This window comes from Streptomyces sp. NPDC058295 (assembly GCF_042880655.1).
In the GTDB taxonomy this organism is placed as follows: Bacteria; Actinomycetota; Actinomycetes; order Streptomycetales; family Streptomycetaceae; genus Streptomyces; species Streptomyces coriariae.
In genome coordinates, this window is record NZ_JBHVYO010000002.1 from 80063 (window position 1) to 97610 (window position 17548).

The window sequence follows — 17548 nt, forward strand, 5'->3', positions numbered from 1 at the left end:
GCCCCACTTGGCGCGATTCGGGGGCCGGTCCAGCTTACGTTGTACAACGCAGCACGGTTCGCGGGGGTGTCCGGGACATCACAACAACACACCGATTGGCGTCAAGATTCCTAGGCTGACCCGGAGTTGACGTTTCCTTTGCAGACGCAGGGCCCCGCCGGACAGTTCCGGCGGGGCCCTGGCCGAATCGCGCTACTTGCCCGAGAACTTCTCGTACTCCCTCATGACCTCTTCGGTCGGACCGTCCAGGCGCAGTTCGCCCCGCTCCAGCCACAGGACCCGGTCGCAGGTGTCGCGGATGGACTGGTTGCTGTGGCTGACCAGGAACACCGTGCCGGCGTGCTCGCGCAGCTCCCGCACGCGCGCCTCGGACCGTCTGCGGAACTTGGCGTCGCCGGTGGCCAGGGCCTCGTCGATCATCAGGACGTCGTGGTCCTTCGCGGCGGCGATGGAGAAGCGCAGCCGGGCCTGCATACCGGAGGAGTAGGTGCGCATCGGCAGGGTGATGAAGTCGCCCTTCTCGTTGATGCCGGAGAAGTCGACGATCTCCTGGAAGCGCTCCTTGATCTGCTCCCGGGACATCCCCATCGCCAGGCCGCCGAGGGTGACGTTGCGCTCGCCCGTGAGGTCGTTCATCAGGGCCGCGTTGACGCCGAGCAGCGAGGGCTGGCCGTCGGTGTACACCTTGCCGCTCTCGGGCGGCAGCAGACCGGCGATGGCGCGCAGCAGCGTGGACTTGCCCGAACCGTTGGAGCCGATCAGACCGATGGCCTCGCCGCGGTGGGCGACGAAGGAGACGCCGCGCACGGCGTGCACCTTGCGCACGCCGCGAGACGTCTCGTCGGAACCGCGCTTGACGATGCGGCTGAGCGCGGCGGTGGCGCTGCCCTTGCCGGACTTGGCGCCGTTGACGCGGTAGACGATGTGGACCTCGTCGGCGATGACGGTCGGGATCCGTTGCCCCGGAAGCGGCTCAACCACGGCCGTACCTCTCCTCCGCCTGCCAGAAGTACACAAAGCCGCCGAGGGCGACGAGAACGGCCCAGCCGCCCGCGACCGCCCAGACGTGCGCGGGGAGGTTCTCGGCGCCGTACTCCTCGATGAGCGCGAAGCGCATCAGGTCCATGTAGATGGCGGCCGGGTTCCACTGCAGGATGTTGGCCACCCACTGCGGCTTGTCCGCGAGGAAGACCGGGATGGAGAACATCACGCCGGACGCGTACATCCACGTCCGCATCACGAACGGCATCAGCTGCGCCAGGTCCGGGGTCTTCGCGCCGGCCCGGGCGAAGATCAGCGCCAGCCCGGAGTTGAAGCAGAACTGGAGGGCGAGGATCGGGACGATCAGTGCCCAGGAGGCGTCCGGGTAGCTGCCGAAGCCGATCACCACCAGGAACAGCACCAGCATCGAGTACAGCAGCTGCTGGAGTTGCTGGAGAGCGAACGAGATCGGCAGCGAGGCACGCGGGAAGTGCAGGGCGCGGACCAGGCCGAGGTTGCCCGAGATCGCCCGGACGCCGGTCATCACCGAGCTCTGCGTGAACATGAACACGAAGACGCCCGTCACGAGGAAGGGGATGTACACCTCCTTCGTCATGCCGCGGCCGGCGTTGAGGAGCAGGCCGAAGATCATGAAGTACACGGCCGCGTTCAGCAGCGGCGTGGCCACCTGCCACAGCTGGCCGAGCTTGGCCTGGCTGTACTGGGATGCCAGTTTCGCCCGGGAGAACGCCATGATGAAGTGCCGGCGTCCCCAGAGCTGCCGGACGTACTCCCGCAGCGGAGGCCGGGCGCCGCTCACGGCCAGCCCGTACTTGGCGGCCAGCTGCGCCGCCGTGAGGCCCTCGTCGGGCGACGGAGGCGCAGTCACCACGACTCCGGCGTCATGCGTTGTCTCACTCACAAGTAGGAACTTTCGTCTTCGGGATGCGCAGCCTTGACGAGGCCGGCATGAGCCGGGGGGCCCGCGGTAAGGCCCGGGGTGCCCTCAGGGACGAGCTTGTCAGATCACCGGGGGCCGGCCCAGTCGGGTCAGCCGCCACACCGTACGCCACTTCATGGGTTTACGAGGTCCGCACGGAGTGCTCCAGCCTTCCCGGAAACCGCCGAACCAGGCCTTCAGCGCGGACCCCGAGGGGCGCCGTGCCAGCGTGAGCAGCAGCCAGACCCCGAGGTAGACGGGGACCAGCGGAGCGGGAAGATTGCGGCGGGCGAGCCAGACCCGGTTGCGGGCGACCATGCGGTGGTACACCGCGTGCCGCGAGGGCGCGGTCGTCGGGTGGTGGAGCACCATGTCGGACCGGTAGTCGATCATCCAGCCCGCGTCGAGGGCCCGCCACGCGAGGTCGGTCTCCTCGTGGGCGTAGAAGAACTCGTCCGGTAGTCCGCCCACTTCCGCGAAGACCTTCGTACGCACGGCGTTGGCGCCCCCGAGGAAGGTGGTGACCCGGGAGGAGCGCATCGGGTCGGAGGCGCGCAGCCGGGGTACGTGGCGGCGCTGGGTGACACCGGTCTGCGGGTCGGCGATCCGGAAGCTGACGATGCCCAGCCTCGGATCGGCGTCGAAGGCCCGGCGGCACAGCTCGGCCGTGTCGTGGTGGGCCAGGAGACCGTCGTCGTCCAGGAACAGCAGGACGTCGACGTCGCGGCCACTGGGGCCGAAGGCCTCGATGCCGACGTTGCGGCCGCCGGGGATGCCGAGGTTCTCGGGCAGTTCGATCGTCCTGACGCCCTCGGGGACGTCCGGGACGGGCGAGCCGTTGCCGACCACGACCACCTCGACCCGGTCGCCGTCCTGCTTGGCGATCGAGTCCAGCAGTGCTCTCAGCTCGTCGGGGCGGTTGCCCATGGTGATGACGACCGCGCCGACCTTCCCGGGCGCGCTCACTTCAGCCTGCTCGACGCGAGGATGGACACCAGGTGCAGCAGGGTCTGGAGCAGCGCGACGCCGGCCAGTACGGCCACGCCGAGCCGGGAGAAGAACAGGTCGTCGCGCACCTGGTCGACGACCGCCAGCACCAGGATCAGCAGGGACGCCTCGATGCCGAGGATCAGCCGGTGGAACTGGAGCGCCGAGGCGGCCCGGCGGGCCAGCGCCATCCCGGAGGAGCGCGGCTCGGACGCCGACTCCTTGACCGGCGGCAGACCGCCCTGGTGCCGGGCGACGCCGACGAGGTCGGTCTCCGCCTTGATCAGGATCGCGCCGAGCGCGGCCAGCGTGCCGAGGAAGGCCCAGAGCCAGTCGATGCGTCCGCTGCCCCACGGGTCGGCGGCGCGCAGGCCGAAGCCGACCAGCACGGCGGCGTCGGTGAGATACGCCCCGACCCGGTCCAGATAGACCCCGCCCAGCGAGTACTGCTTCTTCCAGCGGGCGATCTCGCCGTCGACGCAGTCCAGCAGCAGGTACATCTGGACGCACACCACGCCGAGCACGGCGCCCGTGATCCCCGGCACCAGCAGGGCCGGGGCGGCGAGCACGCCGAAGACGGTCATCAGGTACGTGAGCTGGTTGGGCGTGACCCTGGTGTCGACCAGGTAGCGGTCGACCCGCAGGGACACCTCACGCATGTAGAGGCGTCCCATCCAGTGCTCACCGCTGCGCCGGTCCTTCACCCCCGGAGGGTGGACGACCGGTCTGAGTTCAGCTACCGATGGCCTTGACATAGTCGGCGTAGATGTCCTTGATCTGTTCGGTCTTGAGGTCGAGGTGTTCGAGGATCGTGTAGCGGCCCGGCCGGGTCTCGGGAGCGAACTCCACGGCACGGACGAACTCGTCCACCGTGAAGCCGATCTCCTGCGGCAGGACCGGAAGGCCGTGGCGGCGCAGCACCTGGGCCATGTAGGCCGACTCCTCGTGCGCTCCGCGCAGGTACATCGCGAAGGTCGCGCCGAGTCCGCACTGCTCTCCGTGGGCGGCCGCCCGCTTGGGGAAGAGCAGGTCGAAGGCGTGGTTGATCTCGTGGCACGCGCCGGAGGACGGGCGGGAGTCGCCGGACACCGACATCGCGATGCCGCTGAGCACCAGCGCCTCGGCCAGCACCTGGAGGAAGTCGGTGTCCCCGATCCCGCCCGGGTGGCGCAGCACCGCCTCGCCGGCCTGCCGGGCGATCGCGGCGGCGAGGCCGTCGATCTTCTCGCCCTTGATCCGGTGGGCGAGCTCCCAGTCCGCGATGGCGGAGATGTTGGAGACGGCGTCACCGATACCGGCCCGCACATAGCGGGCCGGGGCCTCGCGGATGACGTCCAGGTCGATCACGACGGCGATCGGGTTCGGCACACCGTAGGAGCCGCGCCCCGCGTCGTTGTCGAGGGTGGCGACCGGCGAGCACAGACCGTCGTGCGCGAGGTTCGTCGGCACGGCGACCAGCGCGAGGCCCACGCGCGCCGCGGCGAACTTGGCGCAGTCGATGATCTTGCCGCCGCCCAGGCCGACGACCGCGTCGAAGTGGCCGGCCTTTATGTCGGTGGCCAGCTGGACGGCGTCGTCGAGCGTCCCGCCGCCGACCTCGTACCAGGTGGCGCCGGGCAGGGCCGGGGTGAGGCGTTCGCGCAGCCGGGCGCCCGACCCGCCGCTGACGGCGATCGCGAGCTTGCCCGAGTGCGAGATGCGCTCGTCGGCGAGAACCCCGACCAGATCGTCGAGGGCACCCGGGCGGATGTCCACGACGACCGGTGAGGGGATCAGCCGGGTCAGTACTGGCACGCGATCTCCCGTCCACGGGCGAGATCGTCGTGGTTGTCGATCTCGACCCACGCGACGTCGCCGATCGGTGCCACGTCGATGCGGAAGCCGCCGTCGACGAGCTCCTGGTAGCCGTGCTCGTAGAACTGCTGCGGGTCGCTCTCCCACACCGTCTTGAGCGCCTCGGCCAGTGCGGGGGCCGCGTCGCCCTCGATGAGGGTGACGCCGATGTACTCGCCGGTGGCGTCGGCCGGGTCCATCAGCTTGGTGATCCGCTGAACACCCAGGTCGGGGTCGACGACGACCTTCATCTCCTCGTCGGCGAGGGACTTCACGGTGTCGAGCGCGAGGATGATCTGCCTGCCCTCGCCGCGGGCGGCGAGCAGCGTGTGCTCGACGGACACCGGGTGGACGGTGTCGCCGTTGGCGAGGATCACCCCGTCCTTGAGGGCGTCACGGCCGCACCACAGGGAGTAGGCGTTGTTCCACTCCTCGGCCTTGTCGTTGTCGATGAGGGTGAGCTTGAGGCCGTACTTCGCCTCCAGCGCCGCCTTGCGCTCGTACACGGCCTCCTTGCGGTAGCCGACGATGACCGCGACCTCGGTCAGACCGATCTCGGCGAAGTTGCCGAGCGTCAGGTCCAGCACCGTGGGCTCGCCCTCTATACCCGCGGGCCCCACCGGCACCAGCGCCTTGGGCAGGCTGTCGGTGTAGGGGCGCAGACGCCGTCCGGCGCCGGCCGCCAGCACGAGGCCGATCATGCGGGTTCTCCTTCATCGTGTACGGACGGGGCGCCTGCCCGGTGGGCGGCGACCCAGAAGCGGATGCTCTCGAGGAGCACCACGAGGGCGACGACCACGGCCAGGACCGTGAGCGCGACCGTGAACTGCGAAGCGGTGAGCAGCACGGCCAGTACGACGACGAGCAGCGTGCGCCCGTCCTGCCCCCCGATGGCGCGCACCAGCCAGGCCGGCGGCGCTCCGGCGTTGCCGCGGATGCGGTACACCGTGTCGTAGTGATGGTAGGCGACGGCGGAGACCAGCCCGAAAGCCGCGGGAAGCGCTCCGTTCACGTCGGCCTTGGCCGCGAGGATGAGGACGGCGCAGTACTCCCCGGCCCGGAAGAGCGGCGGGACGAGCCAGTCGAGGGCGCCCTTGAGGGGGCGGGCGACGGCGTCGGCGGAGAGCAGGACGTACAGGACGCCGGCCAGCAGGAGCGAGAAGCCCGGACCGTCGAGCGAGGCCGCGAGCACCAGCAGGAGAACGCCGACGACCGCGCCGAGCGGGGCCGGGATGCGGATGCCCGCGGGGAGCGTGCGGGCCAGCAGTTCGGTGAGCGGGCCGCTGTCCGCGAGGTCCGCCAGAGCCTGGGCCGCCCGGTCCGTCCGCCTGGCCTTGCGGGTCAGTGAGCGAAGGACCCGGCCCGCCGTGGTGTAGGTCGCCGCGAACGCGCAGCCGACGAGCAGCGCGTAGAAGGTGATGCGGGGGGTGGTGGCAGCGGTGAGAACGGCGATCATGGCCCATCGTTCACCGATGGGCAGGACTATCATCCGCCGCACCCAGACCGTCCAGCCGACGCTGTCGAGCTTGTCGGAGAGGGCGGCGGTGGGGCTGGTGTTGGCGGTGGCGTCGTGGTTGGCCTCGTTGAAGGAGAAGTCCACGACGTGCCGGCAGGTCTGGAGGACCATCGCGCCCAGCGCCAGGGCCCACACGTCGTCGCCGCCCCGGGCCGCGCCGAGCGCGAGACCCGCGTAGTAGGCGTACTCCTTGGCGCGGTCGAAGGTGGCGTCCAGCCAGGCGCCGAGCGTGGAGTACTGCAAGGAGTAGCGGGCGAGCTGGCCGTCGGTGCAGTCCAGCACGAAGGACGCGATCAGCAGCACGCCGGCCGCGACGAACCCGCCCCGGGTGCCGGTGGCCGCGCAGGCCGCCGCGATCAGCGCGGTGATCAGCGAGGCGGTGGTGACCTGGTTGGGGGTGAGGCCGCGGCGGGCGCACCAGCGGGCGATGTAGCGCGAGTACGGGCTGATGCAGTACGTGGTGAAGAAGCCGTCGCGCGCCTTCACGGCCGACCTCAGACGGACGGCCTCGTCGTCGACGGCGGCGACGGCCTGCCGCGCCTCGTTGCGGGCCTGCGGGTCGGCCGGGACCTCCGCGACCAGACTGCCCAGTTCGGGGCGGTGCACGTCGACGCCGTCGGCGTCGAGGGCGGCGACCACCCGGTCGGCGAGGCTGTCGACGCTGTCGAGGTCTCCCACGCTCGACCTCGTCCGCGCGGGGGCACCCCCGTGGGCGGCGCCGGCGCTCGCCGAGTTCTCCCGGGCCATCGCGCGGGTCAGGGCCTGCCGGCCGGCCGGCTGCGCGGTCACCGCGCCCGGGATCGCGCCGAGCGGGAAGCGGGGGTCGGTGAGGCCGAGGCGCAGCGCGTGCGCGTGACCCACGAAGCGGGCGTCCACGACGGCGACGCGCTGGTCACCGGGGACGGCGGCGAGGAGGGCCTCGGCGTCACCGGCGTCGGAGGCGGTCCGGACGTCGAAGCCGAGGGACCGCAGATCGCCCTCGATCGACGATCCGGGGACCGGCGAGCCGGTGAGGATGGCGGTCGACAACCGAACTCACTCCCTGGGTCCGGCGCGTTCACGCCGGTCATGTACACGGTGGAGGCGCCCCTGGGCCGCACCGGCGACTTCACCAGTGGCCGCACCAGGCGGGCGGCATGTCGGCAGAGGCTATCGGATGCCGGGAACGCCGTGTTCACCGCCCGTTCAGGCACGATCGACGCAGTCCGGCAGCACGGCTTGAACTCGGCTTGAACCGGCCTTTGCCGAGATCATCATCGGTGATCGGCGGCCCGGGCGACAAACCGCGCGCCCAAGAGCCGACATCCAGGACATTGTCCTCCGGGCCGGAGCGTCCGTACCGGTCGGCGACGGGACCTTCCGGTATGACATGGCTCATCACCGCCGGAACGGATACACGGCGCACTTCGGGGTATCGGGGGCACAGGGCGCATCCGGCACGGGCGCCATGACCGAGGTCACGACCGGGCCGGGGTGCGCGTCGCCGTCGCGGGCGTTGTCCCGCCGCGCGCCGGGCCCGCGAGCGCACCCCGCCGAACAGCAGATGAGGATGCCCTGACCTGCGATTCGTTTACGCAGGTCAGGGCACATGACAACGGTGTTCAGTGCCGCGTTGCCGGATACCCCCCACCCGTAGTTCACTGTGATCGCGGGGCAGAACGCGACGGCCCACGACGGACCACAGAAGGGCTGCTTCCATGGGGGCTGGGCACGACCACGGCCATACGCACACCCACGTGCCGGCCACCGCCACGGCCGCGGCGGCGTACCGGGGCAGGCTGCGCGTCGCCCTGTCGATCACGCTCGGCGTCATGGTGGTCGAGATCGTGGGCGGGGTGCTCGCGGACTCCCTCGCGCTGGTCGCGGACGCCGCGCACATGGCGACGGACGCGCTGGGTCTGGGTATGGCGCTGCTCGCCATCCATTTCGCCAACCGGCCGCCGAGCGCGCACCGCACCTTCGGACTGGCCCGCGCCGAGATCCTGGCCGCCCTCGCCAACTGTCTGCTGCTGCTCGGGGTGGGCGGCTACGTCCTGTACGAGGCGGTCCAGCGGTTCTTCACTCCCGCCACCACCGAGGGCGGGCTGATGATCTGGTTCGGCGGGATCGGCCTGGTCGCGAACATGATCTCGATGTCGCTGCTGATCCGCGGCCAGGCGGACAGCCTGAACGTGCGCGGGGCGTTCCTGGAGGTGGCGGCGGACGCGCTGGGGTCGGTGGCGGTGCTGATCTCGGCGGTGGTGATCCTGACCACCGGCTGGCAGACCGCCGACCCGATCGCCTCGCTCGTCATCGGCCTGATGATCGTGCCGCGCACCGTGAAGCTGCTGCGCGAGACGCTCGACGTGCTGCTGGAGTCGGCTCCCAAGGACGTCGACATGGCGGAGGTGCGGTCCCACATACTCGCCCTGGACGGGGTTCAGGACGTCCACGATCTGCACGCGTGGACCATCACCTCCGGGATGCCGGTGCTGTCGGCGCACGTGGTGGTGCGCTCGGACGTACTGAACGCGATCGGCCACGAGAAGATGCTGCACGAGCTCCAGGGCTGCCTGGGCCACCACTTCGACGTGGAGCACTGCACCTTCCAGCTGGAGCCGAGCGGCCACGCGGAACACGAGGCACGGCTCTGTCACTGAGCGTGCACAGGCCGCCGCGTCACGTGATCGCACAGACGTTCCGGACGGTTCCCCGCGCCCGGCGCCGGGCAAGATCACCTACCGGGTCCCTTGCCGCGCGGGACATGCGCGCTTTCGCGTGAAGTGCCGGGAGTGCCGGACGCGTACGGCAGACTGGGGACGCGAGGACCGATGCTAAGGATGGGTATGCCGATCACACCTGCCACCGCGACACAGACGTCGTCGAACGGCACCGCGGACGCGATCTTGCTGGAGCTGGTCGACGAGAACGGCGTCACGATCGGCACCGCGGAGAAGCTGGCCGCCCATCAGCCGCCGGGGCAGTTGCACCGCGCCTTCTCCGTGTTCCTCTTCGACGAGCGGGGCCGGCTGCTGCTCCAGCAGCGGGCGCTCGGCAAGTACCACTCCCCCGGTGTGTGGTCCAACACCTGCTGCGGTCACCCCTACCCCGGTGAGGCGCCGTTCGCGGCGGCCGCGCGGCGCACCTTCGAGGAGCTCGGAGTCTCCCCGTCGCTGCTCGCCGAGGCGGGCACGGTCCGCTACAACCACCCGGACCCGAAGTCGGGTCTGGTCGAGCAGGAGTACAACCACCTGTTCGTGGGGCTGGTGCAGTCCCCGCTGCGGCCGGACGCGGAGGAGGTCGGCGACACGGCCTTCGTGACGCCCGCCGAGCTGGCGGAGCGGCACGCCGGGGGCACGTTCTCGTCCTGGTTCATGACCGTGCTGGACGCGGCACGGCCGGCGGTCAGAGAGCTGACGGGGCCGTCGGCCGGCTGGTGACCCTCAGGGCACCCGCACGGGCTTGAGCGGCAGGGCGGCCCAGATCACCTTGCCGCCGCCCGACGTGTGCTCGACGTCGCAGGCCCCGCCCGCCTCCAGGGTGATCTCCCGCACCAGCAGCAGTCCCCGGCCGCCCGTGCGGCCGTGGTCGGTCTCCAGGGCGGTCGGACGGTAGGGGTGGTTGTCCTCCACCGACACCCGCACCCACTCGGCCCCGACCGCCACCTCCACGGCGAGCACCGGCGACAGCACGGCCGCGTGCCGGACGGCGTTGGTGACCAGTTCGGAGACGATCAGCAGGAGTCCCTGGGCCAGGTCGTCGGAGACCGGCACCCCCTGGCGGTACAGCAGGTCCCGCACGGCGTGTCGCGCCTGCGGGACCGAGGCGTCCACGGCGGGCGCGGTGAACCGCCAGACGCCTTCGTAGGGCAGCGGCCGGGGCCCGGCCTCCGCAGCGGATTCGGAGGGTTCGCCCGGGGAGCCCGCTGGGCGTGGGTCGGGCCCGCGCCCTTGATCGTCCATCGTCCGGTCGCCACCCTCGCGCTCGATTGTCACCACACGTGAAGTGTTGGTACCGAGGCACTCCCCTCCGGATGACTGAACAGAAGTCAGCAGTTATCGAACGTTTCCGACCGGCCCCGGATGACGGAGTCGGCCGCGGGACCGTTTTCTGTCCTCTCCGCGCCGACTTCGCGCACTCTTCGGGTTGTACGGGTTCGGCGGCGACGCTCCTCCCCTTCGGCCGCCATTGGTTCCCGATGGTCGGCTCCGGCTCCCTCGGCCGCCGGTGTCGTGCCTCTCACACAGGCCGTTCCGATCATGCGTACGGGCTGGTGGTTAGCATCCGGGGCATGGAGCCCGATCTGCTGCACGGCGTCACCGACGCGGTCGCCACCGTCGTCCTGCACCACCCTGCGAAGCGCAACGCCATGACAGCCGCGATGTGGGCGGCGCTGCCCCCGTTGCTCGACACCCTGGCCGCCGACCCGGCGGTACGGGCGCTGGTGCTGACCGGCGCGGGTGGCACCTTCTGCGCGGGGGCCGACATCTCCACGCTCCGGGAGTCGCCGGAGGAGGCGCAGGAGCTGGCGGTGCGTGCCGAGGAGGCCTTGGCGGCGTTCCCGAAGCCGACCCTGGCGGCGGTCCGGGGGCACTGCGTCGGCGGTGGCGCCCAGCTCGCCGCGGCATGTGACCTGCGGTTCGCCGAGGAGGGCTCGCGGTTCGGGGTGACACCGGCGAAGCTCGGGATCGTCTACCCGTCCACCGCCACCCGGCGCCTGGTGTCCCTGGTCGGCCCGGCCACCGCCAAGTACCTGCTGTTCTCCGGAGAGTTGATCGACGCCGAGCGGGCGCTGCGCACGGGTCTGGTCGACGAGGTGCTGCCCGTCGACGGACTCGAGGAACGGGTCGCGGAGTTCACCCGGGTGCTGGTGTCCCGCTCGCAGCTGACACAGGCCGCCGCCAAGGAGTTCGCGAACGGCCGCGGGGACCGGGACGCCCACTGGAGCGCGCAGGCGCGCGGCAGCGGCGACACCGCGGAGGGCGTCGCCGCGTTCCTGGAGCGCAGGGAGCCGCGCTTCACCTGGACTACGTCAGGATGAAGCGGCTGCGGGCCCGCAGCTTCTCCACGAGGTGGGCGGGTGCCTTGTGCGGGGCGCCGGCGTCGTAGGGCGGCTGCGGGTCGTACTCGGTGCCCAGCTGGACGGACCGGGCATGGTCGTCGCCCGCGATCCGGCCGAGCAGGGCCAGTCCCATGTCGATGCCGGACGAGACGCCGGCCGCGGTGACGTACTTGCCGTCGAAGACGACCCGTTCGCCGGTCGGCTCGGCACCGAACGCCTCGAGCTGCCCCAGAGCCAGCCAGTGGGAGGTGGCCCGGCGGCCTTCGAGGAGGCCCGCGGCGGCGAGCAGCAGGGAGCCGGAGCACACGGACGTCGTCCAGGTGCTGGTGGCGTCCGCGGTCCGAAGCCAGTCGAGCAGGGGCTCGTGCTCCATCAGCGCGCTCTGGCCGGGCCCCCCGGAGACGATCACGATGTCGGGGGCGGGGACCTCGGACAGCGTCCGGTCGGCGGTGACGGCCAGGAAGCCGGTCTCCGTGCGGACGGGCCCCCTCTCCTCGGCCACGAAGACGGTCTGAGCGCCCGGGGCGCGGGAGAGCATCTCGTACGGGCCCACGACGTCGAGGGCGGTGAAGCGGTCGTAGACGACGACGGCGATCTGCACGGGTTCCTCTCACCGGGCTGAAGGGGCTTCAGTGGACGGGCGCGGGACGGAACCGGCGGCGGTACTCCGCCGGGGGCGCCCCGAGCGCCTTGACGAACGCACGCCGCATGGCCTCGGGGGTGCCGTAGCCGCTGGCGCGGGAGATCTCCTCGACGCCGTCGGCCGTGTCCTCCAGCAGGCGGCGGGCGTGCTCCAGGCGGACCCGGTCGACATAGCGGCCGGGCGTCATGCCGGTCTCGTCACGGAAGGCGCGGGCGAAGTGGCGCGGGGAGAGCAGGGCGCGGGCGGCGAGCGACTCGACGCTCAGGTCGGCGGCAGGATGCTCGGTGATCCAGTGCTGGACCTCCCGCAGGGGCGCGCGCTCGGCCGTCTGGGCGGCCAGCTGCGCGCTGAACTGGGCCTGGTTCCCGGGCCTGCGCAGAAAGACGACCAGGTGCCGGGCGATGGTCAGCGCCGCGTCGCGGCCGAGGTCCTCCTCGACCAGGGCGAGGGCCAGGTCGATGCCGGAGGTGACGCCGGCCGAGGTGTGGACGTGCCCGTCCCGGACGTAGATCGGGTCCGGGTCGACCCGCACGGCCGGGTGGTCGCGGGCGAGCCGGTCGCAGTACGCCCAGTGGGTCGTCGCCCGTCGGCCGTCCAGCAGACCCGCGGCGGCGAGCAGGATCGCGCCGGTGCAGACCGAGACCAGGCGCTCCGCGCGCGGGGCGCGCACGCGCAGCCAGTCCGTCAGCGGCGCGGTGTCCGGGCGGCGGGTGCCCCGGCCGCCGGGGACGAGCAGGGTGTGCGGGTCGCACGCGCGCGTGAGGGCCTCGTCCGGTACGAGGGTCAGCCCGCTGGAGGTGCGCACGGGAGTGCCGTCCAGGGACGCCGTACGGATCCGGTAGGTGCCCGGGGTGTGCCGCTCGGCACCCGCGAAGACCTCCAGGGGGCCGGTCACGTCGAGACTCTGGACTCCGTCGAAGAGCACGATGAGAACGGTGGAAACGGTTCGCTGCGGCATGGGGACGATTCTTCGCGGGCGGGGCGCGGGGCGGCAATGACGGGCTCCCCACCTTTCCTGCCACGACTCGCCGGCATGTCCCGACGATCTCGAGGTACCCGTTACTTCTCGGCCGGAGCGGCCGGGCCACGAAGAACGTCGGACGAAGAACGTCGGACGAAGAACGCAAAGGGGAAGCTCGTGTTCCGTGCCATCGCAGACGTCCTGCGCCAGATCGGTGGCGCCATCGCCACCGTGGTGACGCTGCCTTTCCGGGCGCTGGCCCGGCTCTTCGGCGGTGCCTCGGGCTCCACCAGGAGCCGCAGGGCCTGATGACCGCGCCCTGATCCCCGAGTGTCGGTGTCACCTGCCACAATTGCCGCGCAACCTCAGTGGAGAAGGCGGTACGGGATCGTGACGACACCCGGGTCCATCGAAGTAGGGTCCATCGAAGGCAGGATCGCCGAGGAACTCGGCGTACGGCAGCGGCAGGTGAAGGCCGCCGTGGAGCTGCTCGACGGCGGCTCGACGGTGCCTTTCATCGCCCGCTACCGCAAGGAAGCGACCGAGATGCTCGACGACGCGCAGCTGCGCACGCTCGAGGAACGGCTGCGCTACCTGCGGGAGCTGGAGGAGCGGCGGACGGCGATCCTGGAGTCGGTGGGCGAGCAGGGCAAGCTCACCGACGCGCTGCGGGCGCAGATCCTCGGCGCCGAGACCAAGGCGCGGCTGGAGGACATCTACCTGCCGTACAAGCCCAAGCGGCGCACCAAGGCGCAGATCGCGCGCGAGGCGGGCCTCGAACCGCTGGCCGAGGGGCTGCTCGGCGACCCGACGGTCGATCCGCTCGCGGCGGCCGCCGCGTTCGTCGACGCCGACAAGGGCGTCGCCGATCCGCAGGCGGCGCTGGACGGCGCGCGGGCGATCCTCACCGAGCGGTTCTCGGAGGACGCCGACCTGATCGGCGAGCTGCGCGAGCGCATGTGGGGGCGCGGGCGGCTGGCCGCCAAGGTGCGCGACGGCAAGGAGGAGGCGGGCGCCAAGTTCGCCGACTACTTCGACTTCGCCGAGCCGTTCACCGCGCTGCCCTCGCACCGCGTCCTGGCGATGCTGCGCGGCGAGAAGGAGGAGGTCCTCGACCTCGTCCTGGAGCCGGAGGAGCCCACCGAGGGGCCCTCGTCGTACGAGGGGATCGTCGCCCAGCGTTTCGGGATCGCCGATCGCGGCCGGCCCGGTGACAAGTGGCTGACGGACACGGCCCGTTGGGCCTGGCGCACCCGCATTCTCGTACACCTCGGCATCGATGTCCGGCTGCGGCTGCGCACCGCCGCCGAGGACGAGGCCGTCAATGTCTTCGCCGCCAACCTCCGCGACCTGCTGCTCGCCGCCCCGGCCGGCACGCGCGCGACGCTGGGCCTGGACCCCGGCTTCCGTACGGGCGTGAAGGTCGCCGTCGTGGACCCGACCGGCAAGGTCGTCGCCACGGACGTGATCTACCCGCACGTCCCGGCGAACAAGTGGGACGAGGCGATCGCCAAGCTCGCGCGGCTGGCGAAGGAGCACGCGGTCGACCTGGTCGCCATCGGCAACGGCACGGCGTCCCGCGAGACCGACAAGCTCGCCGGTGAACTCATCACCAGACACCCGGAGCTGAATCTCACCAAGGTGATGGTGTCCGAGGCGGGGGCCTCCGTGTACTCGGCCTCCGCCTTCGCCTCCCAGGAGCTGCCCGACATGGACGTGTCGCTGCGCGGCGCCGTGTCGATCGCGCGCCGGCTCCAGGATCCGCTCGCCGAGCTGGTGAAGATCGACCCCAAGTCGATCGGCGTCGGCCAGTACCAGCACGACCTGTCCGAGGTGAAGCTGTCGCGTTCGCTTGACGCGGTGGTGGAGGACTGCGTGAACGGCGTGGGCGTGGACGTCAACACGGCCTCGGCGCGGCTCCTGTCCCGGGTGTCCGGCATCTCCAGCGGACTCGCCGAGAACATCGTGGCGCACCGGGACGCCAACGGGCCCTTCACCTCCCGTTCCGAGCTGAAGAAGGTGGCGCGGCTCGGCCCGAAGGCGTACGAGCAGTGCGCCGGCTTCCTGCGCATCCGCGGCGGCAGCGACCCGCTGGACGCCTCCAGCGTGCACCCGGAGGCGTACCCGGTGGTGCGGCGCATGGTGAAGACCTCCGGCCAGGAGGTGGCGTCCCTCGTCGGCAACACGGGTGTGCTGCGCTCGCTGCGGCCGACGGACTTCGTGGACGAGACGTTCGGTCTGCCGACCGTCACGGACATCCTCAAGGAGCTGGAGAAGCCCGGGCGCGACCCGCGGCCCGCCTTCAAGACGGCCACCTTCAAGGACGGCGTGGAGAAGATCTCCGATCTGTCCTCCGGGATGGTCCTGGAGGGGGTCGTGACGAACGTGGCGGCCTTCGGGGCGTTCATCGACGTCGGTGTCCACCAGGACGGCCTGGCGCACGTGTCCGCGCTGTCGAAGACGTTCGTCAAGGACCCCAGGGACGTCGTCAAGCCCGGTGACATCGTCAAGGTGAAGGTCCTCGACGTGGACATCCCGCGCAAGCGGATCTCGCTGACGCTGCGGCTGGACGACGAGGCGGCCCCGCAGGGCGGTGAGGGCCAGTCCTCCGGCGGGGGCCGACCGCAGCGCGGCGGCGGACGTCCGCCGCAGCAGCGACAGCAGGGCGGCCAGCGCGGCGGAGGCGCCGGCGGAGGCGGAGGCGGAGGCGGAGGCGGCGGAGGTTCGCGCCAGGCTCCTGCTCCGGGCAACAGCGCGATGGCCGACGCACTGCGCCGGGCGGGTCTCGTCGACCCCAAGAAGGGCCGCCGCTGACAGCGACGCACGGCACCGGGGCCCGGCCCGCCGGGCCCCGGCAGTCCTCGGCAGTCCTCGGCAGTCCCCGTGGAACGGGGACGCGCCTCGGGGTGCCCTAGCGCTCGGTCACCTTGCCGTCCGCGACCTCCAGGCGACGCGTGACCTGGACCGCGTCCAGCATGCGCCGGTCGTGGGTGACCAGGAGCAGCGTGCCCTCGTAGGCATCGAGGGCCGACTCCAGTTGCTCGATCGCCGGCAGATCGAGGTGGTTCGTCGGCTCGTCGAGGACGAGGAGGTTGACACCCCGGCCCTGGAGCAGCGCGAGGGCCGCGCGGGTGCGTTCGCCGGGTGACAGGGTGGCCGCCGCACGCGTGACATGGTCCGACTTCAGGCCGAACTTGGCCAGCAGGGTGCGTACCTCGGCCGGTTCGGTGTCGGGCACGGCCGCCCGGAACGCCTCCAGCAGGGACTCGGGGCCGTGGAACAGCTGCCGCGCCTGGTCGACCTCGCCCACCAGGACGCCCGAGCCCAGGGTGGCCTGTCCGGCGTCCAGCGGGATCCGGCCGAGGAGCGCGCCGAGGAGGGTCGACTTGCCCGCGCCGTTCGCGCCGGTGACCGCGACCCGGTCCGCCCAGTCGATCTGCAGGGACACCGGCCCCAAGGTGAAGTCGCCGCGTCGGACCTCGGCCTCGCGCAGAGTAGCGACCACCGCGCCGGAGCGTGGCGCGGACGCGATCTCCATGCGCAGTTCCCACTCCTTGCGCGGCTCCTCGACGGTCTCCAGGCGCTCGATCATGCGCTGGGTCTGCCGGGCCTTCGCGGCCTGCTTCTCGCTGGCCTCGCTGCGGAACTTGCGGCCGATCTTGTCGTTGTCGTTGCTCGCCTTGCGGCGCGCGTTCTTCACGCCCTTGTCCATCCAGGAGCGCTGGGTCTGCGCGCGGTCCTGCAGGGCCGCCTTCTTGTCGGCGTACTCCTCGAAGTCCTCGCGGGCGTGCCGGCGGGACACGTCCCGCTCCTCCAGGTAGGCGTCGTAGCCGCCGCCGTAGAGGTTGATCTGCTGCTGGGCGAGATCCAGTTCGAGGACCTTGGTGACCGTGCGGGTGAGGAACTCGCGGTCGTGGCTGACGACGACGGTCCCGGCGCGCAGACCCTTCACGAAGCGTTCCAGGCGCTCCAGGCCGTCCAGGTCGAGGTCGTTGGTCGGCTCGTCGAGGAGGAAGACGTCGTAGCGGGAGAGGAGCAGGGAGGCGAGGCCGACGCGGGCGGCCTGACCGCCGGACAGGGAGGTCATCGGCTGGTCGAGGCCGACTCCGAGACCGAGCGAGTCGGTGACCTCCTCGGCGCGCTCGTCGAGGTCGGCGCCGCCGAGGTCGAGCCAGCGCTCGAGGCTCGTCGCATAGGCGTCGTCGGCTCCGGGCGCTCCGTCGACCAGGGCCTGGGTGGCCTCGTCCATGGTGCGCTGTGCCTCGGCGACGCCGGTGCGGCGGGCGAGGAAGTCCCGCACGCTCTCGCCGGGGCGGCGCTCCGGTTCCTGGGGCAGATGGCCGACGCTCGCGGTCGGCGGGGAGAGCCTGAGCTCGCCCTCCTCGGGCACGGTGAGCCCGGCGAGCAGCTTCAGCAGGGTGGACTTGCCCGCGCCGTTGGCACCGACCAGCCCGATCACGTCCCCGGGGGCGACGACGAGGTCGAGCCCGGAGAAGAGGGAGCGGTCGCCGTGGCCGGCGGCGAGGTTCTTTGCGACGAGGGTGGCAGTCATCAGGTCGTAGATCCTAGTGGCCGTCCGGGGGTGCGGTCGCGCCGGTTCCCCCGCGATCTCGCTGTCCGGCGGTGCGGTCGGTTAACGTCCGGGC

The 17548-nt window shown here is 71.4% G+C and carries 16 protein-coding genes; 5 read left to right on the top strand and 11 right to left on the bottom strand.

Annotated features, from left to right (window positions below):
- Positions 1-192: 192 nt before the first annotated feature.
- From ACFVYS_RS02725 to ACFVYS_RS02755, 7 genes are all read right to left on the bottom strand, one after another.
- Complete coding sequence (locus ACFVYS_RS02725) at positions 193-981, bottom strand: ABC transporter ATP-binding protein (protein WP_389498170.1); 789 nt, start codon at positions 979-981, stop codon at positions 193-195.
- A complete protein-coding gene (locus ACFVYS_RS02730) occupies positions 974-1903 on the bottom strand; it encodes an ABC transporter permease (RefSeq protein WP_389498172.1) in 930 nt (309 codons plus the stop codon). Before ACFVYS_RS02730 ends, ACFVYS_RS02725 begins: the two co-directional genes overlap by 8 nt.
- 99 nt (positions 1904-2002) lie before the next feature.
- Positions 2003-2887, bottom strand: coding sequence for a glycosyltransferase family 2 protein (locus tag ACFVYS_RS02735; RefSeq protein ID WP_389498174.1), 885 nt, complete (start codon positions 2885-2887; stop codon positions 2003-2005).
- Positions 2884-3663 (bottom strand): CDP-alcohol phosphatidyltransferase family protein, encoded by a 780-nt coding sequence (locus tag ACFVYS_RS02740; RefSeq protein WP_389498176.1) that lies wholly within the window; start codon positions 3661-3663, stop codon positions 2884-2886. The genes ACFVYS_RS02735 and ACFVYS_RS02740 overlap by 4 nt, the downstream gene beginning before the upstream one ends.
- Positions 3641-4702 carry an iron-containing alcohol dehydrogenase family protein gene (locus tag ACFVYS_RS02745; RefSeq protein WP_389498178.1) on the bottom strand — a complete coding sequence of 354 codons (1062 nt, stop codon included), beginning with the start codon at positions 4700-4702 and terminating at the stop codon, positions 3641-3643. Before ACFVYS_RS02745 ends, ACFVYS_RS02740 begins: the two co-directional genes overlap by 23 nt.
- Entirely contained in the window at positions 4690-5442 is a 753-nt protein-coding gene (locus ACFVYS_RS02750) for a sugar phosphate nucleotidyltransferase (protein ID WP_054241363.1), read from the bottom strand. Before ACFVYS_RS02750 ends, ACFVYS_RS02745 begins: the two co-directional genes overlap by 13 nt.
- On the bottom strand, positions 5439-7286 hold the full coding sequence (locus ACFVYS_RS02755) for a DUF5941 domain-containing protein (RefSeq protein WP_389498180.1): 1848 nt from the start codon (positions 7284-7286) through the stop codon (positions 5439-5441). The genes ACFVYS_RS02750 and ACFVYS_RS02755 overlap by 4 nt, the downstream gene beginning before the upstream one ends.
- Positions 7287-7954: 668 nt before the next feature.
- On the opposite strand from ACFVYS_RS02755, the gene ACFVYS_RS02760 reads away from it, so the two are divergent.
- Positions 7955-8896, top strand: a complete 942-nt coding sequence (locus ACFVYS_RS02760) for a cation diffusion facilitator family transporter (RefSeq protein WP_389498182.1) — start codon at positions 7955-7957, stop codon at positions 8894-8896.
- 186 nt (positions 8897-9082) lie between these two features.
- Positions 9083-9676: an isopentenyl-diphosphate Delta-isomerase gene (gene idi / locus ACFVYS_RS02765; RefSeq protein ID WP_389498184.1), complete on the top strand. Its 594-nt coding sequence runs from the start codon at positions 9083-9085 to the stop codon at positions 9674-9676.
- 3 nt (positions 9677-9679) lie between these two features.
- On the opposite strand, the gene ACFVYS_RS02770 is transcribed toward idi, so the two are convergent.
- On the bottom strand, positions 9680-10198 hold the full coding sequence (locus ACFVYS_RS02770; protein WP_389498610.1) for an ATP-binding protein: 519 nt from the start codon (positions 10196-10198) through the stop codon (positions 9680-9682).
- Between the two features lie 329 nt (positions 10199-10527).
- Here ACFVYS_RS02770 and ACFVYS_RS02775 point away from each other — a divergent pair, with 329 nt between their 5' ends.
- Positions 10528-11277: an enoyl-CoA hydratase/isomerase family protein gene (locus tag ACFVYS_RS02775; protein WP_389498186.1), complete on the top strand. Its 750-nt coding sequence runs from the start codon at positions 10528-10530 to the stop codon at positions 11275-11277.
- Here ACFVYS_RS02775 and ACFVYS_RS02780 read toward each other — a convergent pair.
- Both ACFVYS_RS02780 and ACFVYS_RS02785 read right to left on the bottom strand, forming a co-directional pair.
- Entirely contained in the window at positions 11264-11899 is a 636-nt protein-coding gene (locus tag ACFVYS_RS02780; RefSeq protein ID WP_389498188.1) for a DJ-1/PfpI family protein, read from the bottom strand. The two genes, ACFVYS_RS02775 and ACFVYS_RS02780, sit on opposite strands and share 14 nt — an antisense overlap.
- Before the next feature lie 28 nt (positions 11900-11927).
- Positions 11928-12899, bottom strand: a complete 972-nt coding sequence (locus tag ACFVYS_RS02785) for a GlxA family transcriptional regulator (RefSeq protein WP_389498190.1) — start codon at positions 12897-12899, stop codon at positions 11928-11930.
- A gap of 180 nt (positions 12900-13079) precedes the next feature.
- Here ACFVYS_RS02785 and ACFVYS_RS02790 point away from each other — a divergent pair, with 180 nt between their 5' ends.
- The gene (locus ACFVYS_RS02790; RefSeq protein ID WP_252100555.1) at positions 13080-13211 is read left to right on the top strand and encodes an LPFR motif small protein; all 132 of its coding nucleotides are present in this window, start codon (positions 13080-13082) and stop codon (positions 13209-13211) included.
- A gap of 81 nt (positions 13212-13292) precedes the next feature.
- Positions 13293-15716, top strand: coding sequence for a Tex family protein (locus tag ACFVYS_RS02795; protein WP_389498192.1), 2424 nt, complete (start codon positions 13293-13295; stop codon positions 15714-15716).
- A 97-nt stretch (positions 15717-15813) separates the two neighbouring features.
- Here the strand turns inward: ACFVYS_RS02795 and abc-f are convergent, their stop codons facing one another.
- Positions 15814-17454, bottom strand: coding sequence for a ribosomal protection-like ABC-F family protein (abc-f, locus tag ACFVYS_RS02800; protein ID WP_389498194.1), 1641 nt, complete (start codon positions 17452-17454; stop codon positions 15814-15816).
- Positions 17455-17548 lie beyond the last annotated feature (94 nt).

Excerpts from the sequence above, each read along its gene's own strand:
- ACFVYS_RS02740 (WP_389498176.1), bottom strand. The coding sequence starts at position 3,663 with ATGTCAAGGCCATCGGTAGCTGAACTCAGACCGGTCGTCCACCCTCCG.
- ACFVYS_RS02750 (WP_054241363.1), bottom strand. The coding sequence starts at position 5,442 with ATGATCGGCCTCGTGCTGGCGGCCGGCGCCGGACGGCGTCTGCGCCCC.
- ACFVYS_RS02760 (WP_389498182.1), top strand. The coding sequence starts at position 7,955 with ATGGGGGCTGGGCACGACCACGGCCATACGCACACCCACGTGCCGGCC.
- idi (WP_389498184.1), top strand. The coding sequence starts at position 9,083 with ATGCCGATCACACCTGCCACCGCGACACAGACGTCGTCGAACGGCACC.
- ACFVYS_RS02770 (WP_389498610.1), bottom strand. The coding sequence starts at position 10,198 with ATGGACGATCAAGGGCGCGGGCCCGACCCACGCCCAGCGGGCTCCCCG.
- ACFVYS_RS02775 (WP_389498186.1), top strand. The coding sequence starts at position 10,528 with ATGGAGCCCGATCTGCTGCACGGCGTCACCGACGCGGTCGCCACCGTC.
- ACFVYS_RS02785 (WP_389498190.1), bottom strand. The coding sequence starts at position 12,899 with ATGCCGCAGCGAACCGTTTCCACCGTTCTCATCGTGCTCTTCGACGGA.
- abc-f (WP_389498194.1), bottom strand. The coding sequence starts at position 17,454 with ATGACTGCCACCCTCGTCGCAAAGAACCTCGCCGCCGGCCACGGCGAC.